This window comes from Streptomyces sp. NBC_00554, from assembly GCF_041431135.1.
Lineage (GTDB): Bacteria > Actinomycetota > Actinomycetes > Streptomycetales > Streptomycetaceae > Streptomyces.
Map to the genome: position 1 here is coordinate 7180330 of NZ_CP107799.1, position 12466 is coordinate 7192795.

Genomic DNA, 12466 nt, shown 5'->3' on the forward strand with positions numbered 1-12466 from the left:
GGGGCGGTCAGGCGTTGCACCTCTGACAGCGAGCCGAGGTGGCGAGGGGTACGGGTGAGCGGACGTGAGCAGGCCCTCTGGACCCGGGCCACCCTTGGGCGGGACGGGGGCCCGCTCGATCTACTGACCGCCCGCTTCGACCGGCACCGTTACGCCCCGCACGCCCACGCGGAGTTCACCGTCGGCGTCTGCGTCCGCGGCGCCGAGCTCATCGACTACCGCGGCGGCCGGATCCGCACCGGCCCGGGATCGATCGTCGTACTCGCCCCCGGCGAGGCGCACACCGGCGGGCCGGCCGAGTGCGAGGGCTACGCGTACCGCGCCATGTACCCGGCCGCCTCCCTCCTCACCGAGGGCACCCTGACCTTCCCGCACTTCCGCGAACCGCTCCTCGACGACCCCGAACTGGCCGCGGCCCTGCGTACCGCACACACCGAACTCAGCGCCTGCCCCGACCCGTTGGAGGCCGAGTCCCGCCTCCCATGGCTGCTCACCGCCCTCGCCCGCCGCCACTCCACGGCCCGCCCGGTGTGCGACACGATCCCGGGCGCCGGCCACATAGCCCACGCGGTACGCGACCGCCTTGCCGACGAGTTGCAGAGCCCGCCCTCACTCGCCGCCCTCGCCGCCGACCTCGGCCTCTCCCGCTACCAACTCCTGCGCGCCTTCCGTACGACGATGGGGATGCCGCCGTACGCCTGGCTCGCCCAGCACCGGGTGACGCAGGCCCGCGGTCTCCTGGAGGCTGGGCGGCGCCCCGCAGAGGTGGCGGGCCTGGTGGGCTTCGCGGATCAGGCGCATCTGACGCGGTGGTTCCGGCGGGTGGTGGGGGTGACTCCGGCGGCGTACCGCATGAGCGTGTTCCCGGCGGCGTAGCTCTTCGCGACCCCAGCACCGGATGGGCTGGCGCAACAGCGTTCAAGACACACCCGTCGCCCCGCCCCGAGACTGCCCCCATGACTGCACGCGGCTGGCTTCTCTTCTCCCTGATGGGAGTCCTCTGGGGCATCCCCTACCTGATGATCAAAGTGGCGGTGGACGGCGTCTCCCCGTCGATGGTCGTCTTCACACGCTGTGCGCTGGGCGCCGCGCTCCTTCTCCCCTTCGCCGTACGGCAAGGGGGCCTGATCCGCGTCGTACGGACACACTGGCGCCCGATGCTGGCCTTCGCCGTCATCGAGATCATCGGCCCCTGGTGGACGCTGACGGACGCGGAACGCCACCTCTCCAGCTCCACGGCCGGCCTGCTGATCGCGGGCGTACCGATCGTCGGAGTCGTCCTGGCCCGCTTCTTCGGCGACACCGAACGCCTCGGCACCCGCCGAATCACCGGCCTCGGCCTGGGCCTGGCCGGCGTAGCGGTCCTGACCGTCCCGCACCTCACCGGCGGCGACGCCCGCTCCCTCGCGGAGATGCTGATCACGGTCCTCGGCTACGCGACCGCCCCCCTGATCGTCGCGCACTACCTGAAGCCGGTCCCCACACTCCAGCTGATAGCCCCGTGCCTGCTGCTCGCGGCCCTGGTGTACGCCCCCGCGGCAGCGCTGACCTGGCCGTCCGAGGCCCCCTCGCCATCGGTCCTGGCCTCCCTCGCGGGCCTGGGAGTCATCTGCACGGCCCTCGCCTTCGTCGTCTTCCTGGAACTGATCCGCGAGGCGGGCGCGACCCGGGCGATGGTCTTCACGTACGTCAACCCGGCGGTCGCGGTGATAGCAGGCGTGACCTTCCTGGACGAGTCCCTGACCACAGCGGTCGCGGTGTCCTTCACCCTGATCCTCGCGGGCTCCTTCCTGGCCACGGCGGCCTCGGGCTCAAGACGAGCCCCACGCCCGCTACCATGGTCGACACGGCAGACGAGCCGGGCGGACGGCCGCGTGGAGGTTCTTGTGAACCTCCCCGAGGAACGTCCGGGCTCCACAGGGCAGGGTGATGGCTAACGGCCACCCGGGGTGACCCGCGGGACAGTGCCACAGAAAACAGACCGCCAGGGACTTCGGTCCTCGGTAAGGGTGAAACGGTGGTGTAAGAGACCACCAGCGCCTGAGGCGACTCAGGCGGCTAGGTAAACCCCACCCGGAGCAAGGTCAAAAGGAGCCGCCGTAAAAAGCGACTCTGCGCGGACGTTCGAGGGCTGCCCGCCCGAGTCCGCGGGTAGACCGCACGAGGCCGGCGGCAACGCCGGCCCTAGATGGATGGCCGTCTCCCCGGCCGCCGCGAGGCGGTCGGGCGACAGAACCCGGCGTATAGCCCGACTCGTCTGCCGCCACCTGCGGCTTTGCCTTGGAAAGGGCCTCCGATCTGCGTCGGAGGCCCTTTCCGGTCTTTCACGGGCTTGCCGCGTCAGGCGGCGAAAAGTCCCTCGGAAGTCCCTCAGACAGCGCTGAAAGTCCCTGAAAAGTCCCTGGAGCGGAGGGGCCCGTGACGGCTCCGTGCTGGTTCGGATGGGTGTGACACGGCACTGTTGTGTCTGTGTGAGGCAGACCCGCACGTTTGTAAGCACTTCCGTTGGAGTTCACGGAGTTCTTTTGGTACCAACGACCGGCCCCAAGGGGCGTGCAGCGAGGCGCTTCGAGCCCCTGTACGCATGGGAGTTGGCACCACCTGCCAGCAGTACGCCAGGCCGGACAGAGTGGGCCCTTCCTCGATAGCTGCCGCCCCTGCCGTTGACCAGCGGGGAGCGACGGCCACAATCGGCCGCGAGGAAGGCCCGCGGCCGCTCCGCGAGCCCCGGTTCGGCGGCCATGGGGCCAGATCAACTCCGTACCCCGCTGGTCCCCGAGAACGTCCGTGCGCTGGTGCCCGAACAGGTGCTTACGGACCAGTCGCTCCAGGAATGAATGGGCGGCCGGAGGCTCGGTACACGACCACCTGTTTAAATGCGTTGTTGACGTCGTCAACGAATTCATGCATTGATGGCGTGATCGATCTTGTGTACGGTTGCCCGTATGACGGACACCCCCGCCCCACCGGCCGGTCCGCTGGTCACCGGCTCCGAGATCGCCCGGCTGGCGGGCGTCACCCGCGCCGCCGTCTCGAACTGGCGGCGGCGCTACGACGACTTCCCGGCGCCCGCCGGTGGCGGTGTCAACAGTCCGCTGTTCGACCTGACCGAGGTGCAGACCTGGCTGGACAGGCAGCGCAAGGGGCAGGACGTCTCGGTGGACGTGCAGCTGTGGCAGGCGCTGCGCGGAGTCTACGGTGAGGACATGGTCGGCGGGCTCGCGGATACCGCCGGCCTCCTTGCCGAGGGGAAGGCGCCCGAGGGGCTTCCGGCTGATGTCGTCGGGCTCGCGCGTGAGCTGGCCGAGAGCAGTGGTGCGGCCGAGGTGGTGAGTGCCCTCGCGGAGCGCTTCACCGACTCTGTACGCCGGGCAGGCTCGGACCAGGTCACCTCGCCGCGCATCGTCCGTGCCGTACGCCACTTCGCCGGCGAGGTGGCCTCCGACGCGACCCTGTTCGACCCGGCCTGCGGCATCGGCACCCTGCTGTCGGCCGTCGGCCCCGAGCACGGGCCCATGCGCCGGGGGCAGGAGTCCGACGCCCGCAGTGCCCGGTTCGCGCAACTGCGGGCCGACCTCATCGGACGTACCGGTGTGGTCGTCGCCACGGGAGACTCGCTGCGCGACGACCGATGGGCGGATCTGAAGGCCGACCTGGTCGTCTGCGATCCGCCGGTCAGTGAGCCCGACTGGGGGCGCGAGGACCTGCTGCTCGACTCGCGCTGGGAGTTCGGCATCCCGTCGCGCGCCGAAGGCGAACTCGCCTGGCTGCAGCACGCCTACGCGCACACCGCGCCCGGCGGTCGCGTTCTCATGGTCATGCCCGCCTCGGTGGCCTACCGCAAGGCGGGCCGTCGCATCCGCGCAGAGCTGGTACGACGGGGCATCCTCACCCAGGTCACCGCCCTTCCGTCCGGCACCGCGGCCTCGCACGCACTTCCGGTTCACCTGTGGCACCTGCGCCGCCCGCGGGCCCTGGGTGATGCCGTCACCGTCGTTCGCATGGTCGATCTGACGGCGGGTGATCCAGATGGCTCCCTGGAACCGGCCCCAGGACAGCTGGCGGAGGTTTCCCTGATCGATCTGCTCGACGAAACGGTGGATCTCACACCCGGCCGCCATGTCGAGGAGTCGCATCGCGACTACGCGGTTGAATACGACTCCCTGCGAAGGGAGTTGACCGAGCAGGTGCGGCTACTGGCGGAGCTGCTGCCGGCGCTGGCCGCGGGGGACGGCCCCAGTTCCCTGGACGGGCCTACTGTCAGCGTTGCCGACCTCGCCCGCGCCGGGCTCGTCGAGTACGGAGATCCGGAACCGGTCTCGGTCAGCGACCAGCTCGACACCGACTACCTCCAGGGCTTCCTGCGCAGCGCGGCCAACACCCGGCGCTCCACGAGCGCCAGCGGTACCTTCCGCCTCGACGGCAAGGGCGCCCGCATCCCACAGATGGCCATCACCGATCAACGCCGGTACGGGTCGGCCTTTCGCGCGCTCCAGGAGTTCGAGGAGCGGGCGCGGAGGGTGGTGGAGCTGAGCCGGGATGTGGCGAGCTTGGCAAGGGACGGTCTGGGCAACGGAGCGCTCGAACCCGAGAACTGACAGATCACCACATCACTTGTCTGGCACGTAATTTGCCTGGTACGTCATTTCACGCGCGGCACGAACGAACTGGCGGTTCCACTCCACGAAACCGCCAACGCCTCCCGAGCCCGCGTGCATGCCACGAAGAGCAGGCACCGCTCCCGCAGCAGATCCGAGTCGTGCTGCAGCGCGTCCACGGAGGCAGGCGTCACCTCACGGGCGAACGGCACCGCGCCCGCCGTCACCCCCAGGACGGCGACGCAGCGGAACTCCAGCCCCTTCATGGCGTGCATGGTGGCGAGCCGCACCCCCTCCACGGCCGGTCCCGGGTTGTCCCTGACCCGGGCCACCGGCACCTTGGCCGCGGCCAGCTTGTCGTACGCCTTGTCCAGCAGCACGTTGAAACGGGCGCACACGCCGATCTCCGAAGGGCGGATGCCCTGCGCTATCCAGCCCTCGACACGCTCGACGAGGGCCGCGACCTCCACCTGCTCGGAGCCGTACCCGTCGGTGTGCGGGGTTCGGCCGTGCAGCAGGGAACGGTAACCGGCCAGGCTGTCGCTGCCCTCACCGCCCAGATCGTCGACCGACACCGGGCTGAGGATGCCGGTCGACCAGACGAGGATCTCCTCCGTGGAGCGGTAGTTGATGCGCAGACGATGGGTGCGTCCGGCCACCGAGATGCCCAGGGATCCGAGCGAGACCTTCGAGTCGTAGATGCGCTGGTGCGGGTCGCCCGTGATGAACAGGTCGTCGCTGCCGGGTGCCACCGCACCGCGCAGCACGCGCCACTGGGCGGGGTGCAGGTCCTGGGCCTCGTCGACCACGACGTGGTCGTGCGTGGGCGCCGAACCGGCCAGGAGGTCGGCCGCACGTGTGCACACCTTCAGGTACGTGGTGGCTTGCTGCGCACGCAGCATCGACTCGAACAGCTCGATGGCTGACCACAGTTGGTCGCGTCGAGCCGACGGCAGCGCACTCCCGCGACCGCGTCGCAAGGCGGTGCGGTAGGCGTCGGAGGTGCGCAGATCCTGAGCGAGGATGACATGTCGGTACTCCTGAGCCAGGAACTGCTCCGACCACGGCAGCCCCAGCTGCTTGACGACACGCTGCCACAGCTGCCGTTCCTCCCGATCATTCATGGGGGAGGGGGACCTGCCGTCCAGGCGGGTCACGACGCCGTGCGCGTAGGCGTTGACCGTCGTCACGTCGACGCGGCCGAGCAGCGCGTCATCGCCGTCCAGGAGCAGAGACAGGTTCTCGCGCAGCGAGGCGGCCAGAGCGTTTGTGTACGTGGTGAGCAGGACCCGAGTGTCGGGAGAGCGCGTCAAGAGGTGCTTGACGCGGTGCAGGGCCGCGACCGTCTTGCCGGTGCCCGGACCGCCCGTGATCTGGACCGGACCGCCGTACGACACGCGATAGGCGACCCGCCGCTGTGAGGGGTGCAGGAACACGCGCCAGGCCGTGAACGGCTTCTCCAGGATGTCCGCCAGCTCTTCGGGACCGGTGACCAGAGTGATGCGGCTCGTGGTGTTGGCGATGACGACGGCCAGGCTCTCGTCCGGGTCGGGACCCGCATCGACCGGACGGCGTACGGAGACCACGTCCCGGTACACGTCGTCGGGGCTGAACTCCTCGGCGAGGTACTGCAGCACCTCGCACTGGTCCTCTGGCAGGAGCGTCTCGAACGCCTGGAGCTGCGCCTTGTCGACGATGGTCCGTACCGCCCGCAACACCTGCTTGTCGATGCCGAGTTCACGCAGCACGGTGTCCGAGTACTTCGCGAAGAGCAGGGAGCCGGCGGCCGCGGCAGCCTTCTCCAGAGCCGGGGTCAACTGCTCGATGGCGACCACGTTGCGGACTTCGAGCGCCCGCGTGGCGGAGTTCGTCGTGTACAGCCGCTTGGCCGCCCAGGTGTACGCGTCGTCGTGCCGCACGACGTTGACGAGCAGGAACACATCACTGCCGTCGTCCGGTGCGAGAACGACACCGCGCCAGAAGTCGTTGATGCGGATGGTCCGCATGCGTGTGTCCTGCGCGTTCTGCACGGACTCCAGATGGAGGCCCTTGTCCGCCTGCAGTTCGGGCACGGTGAGCAGCTGGAACTTCTGCATCGCCTTGCGTACGCCGGCCTTGACCGGCTTCTCCAGGACGTCGTAGCTCTCCCAGAAACTGTTGGCGAACGCGAGCTGCGGCACGAGGTGAACTCCCCACCCTGGACGGACACTCCGCAGTCGATCATACGCGCGGGGTGTTCGCCGCCCGTATGCCCGTGTCCGTCATCCGCCGGGCGACCGCCGCGATGTCCGCGAGCAGCGCGGAGGGTTCCTGGTCGAGGTCGAGGGCGTGCTGGTGGAGGAGGATGCCCGCCTGACGCACCTGGTGGGCGGCATGAGAGGCGTTGCCCTTCGCGTACACCAGGTGTCCCTCGCGCAGGCCGAGAGCCGTGCAGTACGCCAGCATCTGGTACAGGTCGGCGTCCGGATAGCCGTCCCGCTTCTCCGCCTTGTACTTGGCGTCCGCCACCGCGCACGGAGCCCCGTTCGCGTCGTACAGGACGAAGTCGGGCTTCATACGGATCGCGGCGGCGGAGTCGAGATGGTGCGGATCCTGGAGACGGGCTGTGTGCCCGGTCCCCCGGAACGCCTCCCGCAGCGCCACCGTCACGAAGTCCTCGAAGAGCTTGTTCATGTCGAACAGGAACCCGTCGACGCGGAGCCCGCCGGGCGCGTGTTCGGCGGAGGCTCCGTCCAGGACGGCGCGGGCGAGGTGCAGGGCGTGGTGGTAGCGGGAGTTGAGACGGGTGGGCTGCCAGCCGGGGAGAGGTTCGCCGCGCACGATCGTGGTGATGTCGGCCAGGCGGGCGCGCTGGTGCAGCAGCCTGCGGCGCACCTCGCGGGGGACACCCGGCAGGCGCAGCAGACGTTCGACGGCGGCGCGCAGGATGCGGTTCTCCGCGATGTCGGTGGTGAACTCGTCGTACGCCACTTCCACCGGCAGCGTCATGCCGAAGCGGCGCCGTATCTGCTCGGCCTCCCGGATACGTCCGCGGACGACGAGGGCGGTCTCCTCCGTCGCCCGGTATCCCTGCAACAGACCTTGCCGCAGGGCCCGGTCCACCTGCCGCTCCACGGCGTGGGCGAGTGCGGGCAGTACTTCGCGGTGTTCGGCCACGGACACCTGCCCGTCGCGCCAGGCACCTTTGGGGTCAAGGCTGTGGCCGAGCAGGAAGAAGAGCCGGGCGACGGGCACCTTCGGCGTGATGCGGATGGTGACTGGCTTGCCGCCGCCCGGCACGGCGACGGCGACAGCGCCGACCTTGCTGCCGGCCCGCAGCGACCAGCGGCCCGGTGTGTACGGATCGGGGGCGGCGTCCACGATGCGCGCGGCGGCGAGGGCGCGGCCGACGGTGTCCGCCAGAGGCACGGAGACGGCCGGTGCGTGCTCGACGAGATGCACGGACTCGTCGGCCGATGCGTGCTCGACGGCCGGTACGGGCTCGGTGCCGGCGGTCACCCCAGTGACTCCCGGACCAGTGACTGCCGCAGCGCCGCCAGCCCGTACCTCTTCTCGATGTCCACGCCCTCCCCGTAGTGGTGTTCCTCCAGCAGGGGCAGGATCTTCGTTCGCCAGGTCCGCTCCAGACCGCCCTCCCGGTAGACGCCCTTCTTCATCAGGTATGAGGGCCCGATACGGAAGTCGGCATCGTCGATCCGGGAGTTGAGCGCGTCGAGGAGATCGGCAGGCTCGCTGTCCTTGCCCTCCTTGGTCAGCCAGCGGCGCAGCAGCCCGCTCGTCGGCTCCGTGCGGGGAGACAGCTCGACGAAGGCGAAGCGGCGACGCATCGCGGTGTCCACCAGCGCGATCGACCGGTCGGCGGTGTTCATGGTGCCGATCACGAACAGGTTCTTCGGAAGCGCGAAGTCGTCGCCGGAGTAAGGAAGTTGAACGGACTTGTTCCGGTATTCGAGGAGGAAGTACAGCTCGCCGAAGACCTTGGCCAGATTGGCGCGGTTGATCTCGTCGATGATCAGGAAGTGCGGGATGTGCCGGTTGCCCTCGCGGCCCGCGAGTGCGGCCAGCTCGCGTAGGGGACCCGCGGTGATCCGGAAGGCGACCTCTTTCGTCTTCGGGTCCTCCTTCGGCCGGAACCCCTCGACGAAGTCCTCGTACGCGTACGCGGGATGGAACTGGATGAGTTTCACCTGCTCGGGCCCGCCGCCCAGGAACTCGGCGAGTTTGAGTGCCAGATACGTCTTGCCGGTACCCGGAGGGCCGTACAGCACCAACTGCCGCTCGTCCGCGAGCAGATCGCGCACCTCGCGCAGCCACTCGGTGTCGTGCACCAGCAGCTCGGCCGTCAGCTCGTCCGTGGGGTCCGGCAATTCCAGCTCCCGACGGGCGACCAGGGCTGGGATCTCCCCACTCGGATCGCGCTCTATGGCCTCGGCCTCCTCCACCAGCTCCTCGTCGCTCAGGCCGAGCCCTTCGACGAGCGCCTGGACCGCGGAGAGGTCGACGACGTCGTGCTGGATCGACAGCTTCTGCTGAAGCTCCTCCGGCAGATCGTCGTACGGGTATCCGGTCGGCTGCCAGTCCACCGGTCGGCGCAGGTTGGACCGCCGGTCATCGGACTCCGTCTGCTCCGCCTCGCCGGTGATTTCACCGACGTACAGCTGCCCACCGGAGATCGTGCACACCGTGTCGCCGGGCTTCATACGGGAGAGGAAGGAGTGCATCTCCTCGACGAGCTGCTGCTTCTGGCCGTATGTGGCCGTCGACTCGTAGTCCTCCTGGACGAAGGTGCGCAGGTCGTCCTTGCTGGTGCCTTGGCGCACGCCCTGCCGGAGTCGAGAGGCGGCGAGCGAGACACGGCCTTCGGGAAGCCAGAGGCGCTGGACCAGGTCAAGACCGGTGACGTTCGAACCACGGATCAGCCAGGGGCGGTTGGGGCCCATCCATACACCGGGCATGAAGTCACCCAGGGGGCGGTTGTCCTCGGCCTTCCAGTCGACCCAGCCGTTGGCGCTGCGGCCGGTCAGCACCGCCGCAGCCTCGGAGGAGGAGTTGAACGTGATGGTGCCGGCGGTCTCCAGCCAGGTCGGCCACTTCTGCGAGGCCACGATCTGTCCCTGTCGGATCAGCTCCTCGCGCAATCGGTGGGCGGAAGCCACGCGCGTGGCGAACGACGGCACCACCTCGGGCCGCACGGGCTGCCCCGCACCGACTACGAACTTCCGGCTGCCGTTGGTCCCCATCTCGTCGGTCTGCCGTCCGAGGGCCGTCGGCCCGCGATTGGGCAACCGCAGCTGGAACTCCGGATACTTCGTGTGCTCGTCCACCATTGTCCCTGCTCCCCCTCGACAGAAAGCGACTGAAGATCCCTTGCAACAGTAGGGGGGCCGCACTGACAACAGCACCGATCCGTACGGGCAGTTGCCGGCTACGCCCCAGGAGGCGTTACAGATCGTCGGGGAGCAAGCGGAAGGCAGGCTGACCGGTGAGCGGTCGGATCATGCGGAAGTGGCTGTCCGTGGTGAACATGTCCGCCGTCTGGAAGGCCGACGCCAGGGCGACATTCATCGCGTTGACGAGCTCCACTCCCGCCCCGCCGTCCGCGTCCGCGTACCCCCGCATCACGGCCATGGCGCTCCGAAGATGTGGCGCGGTGTCGGGGATTTCGAACCGGCGGGCCTCCGCCTGGCCGGCGATGAAGTCGAGTGCGTTCATGGCCGCTGCGGGGCCGATCCGTGAGGTCAGCAGATAGTCGAGCTCCGTGAGCACCATGGAGGACACCACCAGGTGGCCTGTCCGGGCGACAGCAGCCCGGTGGGCTGCGTGGCGAGGATCCTTGGGTGTGAATAGCCGGTACAGGGCGTTGGTGCCAGCGATCGCGACCGGAATGTCAGTCATCGGTCCCCGAGCCGTCGGTGGCTATGCCCATGCCTCGCAGCACCGCCTCGATCTCGTCGTCGTCCAGCACGGGGCCGCCCAGGTCCGGAAGGTCCAGCTCGCCCATGGGGTCGGTACGGAACGGGTAGACGGGCCGGCCCGTCAGCGCACCGCGGGGCGCGATGTCTGCGATGGGTACCCCGTCCTTGGTGATGGTCACGGTCTCCCCGGCTGCCACACGGGCCAGGACCCGCGATGTCTGCTGGTTGAGTTGCCTCAGCGGGACCTCCGCGTTGTCACTCATATCCCCAACGTACTACTCGTTCTACATGGCGGCGAGCGGCCGCCTTCCACCTCAGGTCAAGGTGTTGGTGAGGTGCGGACCGATGTAGCCGATGAGGATCCCGTGTTCGATGCAGGACCCGTCGTAGTAGTGCAAACGAGGCGCGACCGTGTTGCCACCGCCTATGCGCAGATGGGCGCCCATGAAGACCTTGCCGTCCGGATGCACGCCGTCGGGAACCGGGAATGTGCGCGTTTTGCGCCAGGCGCCGTTCGTCTTCACTGTCTTCGACTCGTCCCGGACGACCTTGCGGGGTGAGATGGCGTGTGACCCCTCGGGTGCGTCGGCGCACCATTGCTTGAAGTCGCAGTTCGCCTTTCCGGCCGAGGCCGCGTCGGCGAAGTCCTGGAGGGCCAGCAGGGCGTCCCAGGCCATGCGGACCCATGACGAGCCGTATGCCTGGTCGTCGAGCTCCAGGGTGTATTTGCGGCGTCCGGTGAAGTGCACGCGCGGCATGGCATCGATCCGGTCCAGAATCTCGGCGAAGGACGTGGGCGCGTTCGCGGAGAGATCCACCGGCGCGTACGCCTGCTCTCCGGCGCCCAGTTCCAGCAGCCGCTTCTGCAGTTCCCGGACCTGCGCCTTGGCCTTGTGGAGCTCCTTGTACTGCTCGTCGTGGTCGACGACGAGTTGGGTCTCGTTGGTCTCCGCCTGGCGGAGTTCACGCTTGAGGTCGCTGATCTCGTCGGCCCTGACACGCTGCTCGCGCCCCGCCTCCTCAAGGATCTCCAGCAGGACGTCGTTCTCGTCACGCAGCCGCTCCAGTTCGGAACCGCCCACACCGTCCCTGGCCCGCGTCCGCATGACGGGTACGGAGTCCAGTGCGTCGGGCAGCGGCAGACGGGTGGCGAGGCTCTGCGGGAGCTGCGCCAGGATGCGTCGGGCCTGCTGCGGCCTCTCGGTGATCAGGCGTTTGGACATCACACGGTGCCGCTGACCGTCGGCGGGCCAGGCCGGGTCGACTCCGGGCAGGTACGTGCGGATGCCGCCGCTGTAGACACGGTGGTATTCCAGCGCCCGGTTGAGGGCCGACTCGGCGCTCGGTGTGAGGACGTAGAGAACGGCCAGCCCTGCCAGGGGGCGGACAAGAGGGTCGACCGTTCCTTCCAGCCAGGCGTCGAAATCCACACCGTACGGTGTGCTCGCCATGACGACGGGCAGGCGCCGGTCGGCGTCGCACAGTTCGTCGATGACGGATTCGACGTCCTCGGCCTCGATGACCTGAGGCATCGCGGTCACGTCCGCCCGGCCATCGCGTGCGTCGAGCACGTCGAGCAGGCTCTTGGCCAGCCGGGGTGTCTTGGCGGGTACGGGAATCGCGTCGGGGTCGTCGGGAAGGTGTTCGACGTCCAGTTGCACCCAGGTTGGCCCGTCGGCGATCTGCCGCGTCACCACGGTGGTTTGCCACGTGCCGCCCGGCGCGGTCTCCCGGAGCCGCCACCGTCCGTAGGTGCCGCTCGCGGCGGTGACCGAGTCGTGGTCGAGGGTGACCCCGTGGGCTATCTCGTTGCGGCCCTCGACGAAGGCATCGATGTTGTATTGCTTCGGCGGCTGGGTGAGCCAGTCGCGCAACTGCTTGTCGACCAGCGCCCCGGTCTTCACGTAGTCGGCCTGGCTGGTGACCACCATGCGGTAACGGCGGGCGTCCATC

Annotated in this window: 8 protein-coding genes, 1 other RNA gene and 1 pseudogene; 4 read left to right on the forward strand and 6 right to left on the reverse strand. The window is 68.9% G+C overall.

Annotated features, from left to right (window positions below; translation table 11 throughout):
* Positions 1-54 precede the first annotated feature (54 nt).
* From OG266_RS31705 to OG266_RS31720, 4 genes and pseudogenes are all read left to right on the forward strand, one after another.
* On the forward strand, positions 55-876 hold the full coding sequence (locus tag OG266_RS31705; RefSeq protein WP_371549839.1) for an AraC family transcriptional regulator: 822 nt from the start codon (positions 55-57) through the stop codon (positions 874-876).
* A gap of 143 nt (positions 877-1019) precedes the next feature.
* A pseudogene (locus tag OG266_RS31710) lies at positions 1020-1736 on the forward strand (DMT family transporter); the annotation flags it as partial.
* A gap of 118 nt (positions 1737-1854) precedes the next feature.
* An RNA gene (gene rnpB / locus OG266_RS31715) (RNase P RNA component class A) lies at positions 1855-2260 on the forward strand.
* A 685-nt stretch (positions 2261-2945) separates the two neighbouring features.
* Positions 2946-4598: an N-6 DNA methylase gene (locus OG266_RS31720; RefSeq protein ID WP_371549840.1), complete on the forward strand. Its 1653-nt coding sequence runs from the start codon at positions 2946-2948 to the stop codon at positions 4596-4598.
* A 44-nt stretch (positions 4599-4642) separates the two neighbouring features.
* On the opposite strand, the gene OG266_RS31725 is transcribed toward OG266_RS31720, so the two are convergent.
* The 6 genes from OG266_RS31725 to OG266_RS31750 all read right to left on the reverse strand — a co-directional run bounded on the left by OG266_RS31725 (position 4643) and on the right by OG266_RS31750 (position 12465).
* Positions 4643-6778, reverse strand: a complete 2136-nt coding sequence (locus OG266_RS31725) for a UvrD-helicase domain-containing protein (protein ID WP_371549842.1) — start codon at positions 6776-6778, stop codon at positions 4643-4645.
* A gap of 40 nt (positions 6779-6818) precedes the next feature.
* Positions 6819-8096, reverse strand: coding sequence for an McrC family protein (locus tag OG266_RS31730; protein WP_371549844.1), 1278 nt, complete (start codon positions 8094-8096; stop codon positions 6819-6821).
* Positions 8093-9925, reverse strand: a complete 1833-nt coding sequence (locus OG266_RS31735) for a DUF4357 domain-containing protein (RefSeq protein ID WP_371549846.1) — start codon at positions 9923-9925, stop codon at positions 8093-8095. The genes OG266_RS31730 and OG266_RS31735 overlap by 4 nt, the downstream gene beginning before the upstream one ends.
* Positions 9926-10040: 115 nt before the next feature.
* Positions 10041-10493 (reverse strand): PIN domain-containing protein, encoded by a 453-nt coding sequence (locus OG266_RS31740; protein ID WP_371549848.1) that lies wholly within the window; start codon positions 10491-10493, stop codon positions 10041-10043.
* The gene (locus OG266_RS31745; protein ID WP_371549850.1) at positions 10486-10776 is read right to left on the reverse strand and encodes a type II toxin-antitoxin system Phd/YefM family antitoxin; all 291 of its coding nucleotides are present in this window, start codon (positions 10774-10776) and stop codon (positions 10486-10488) included. The genes OG266_RS31740 and OG266_RS31745 overlap by 8 nt, the downstream gene beginning before the upstream one ends.
* Positions 10777-10827: 51 nt before the next feature.
* Entirely contained in the window at positions 10828-12465 is a 1638-nt protein-coding gene (locus tag OG266_RS31750) for a hypothetical protein (RefSeq protein WP_371549851.1), read from the reverse strand.
* Position 12466: the final 1 nt, after the last annotated feature.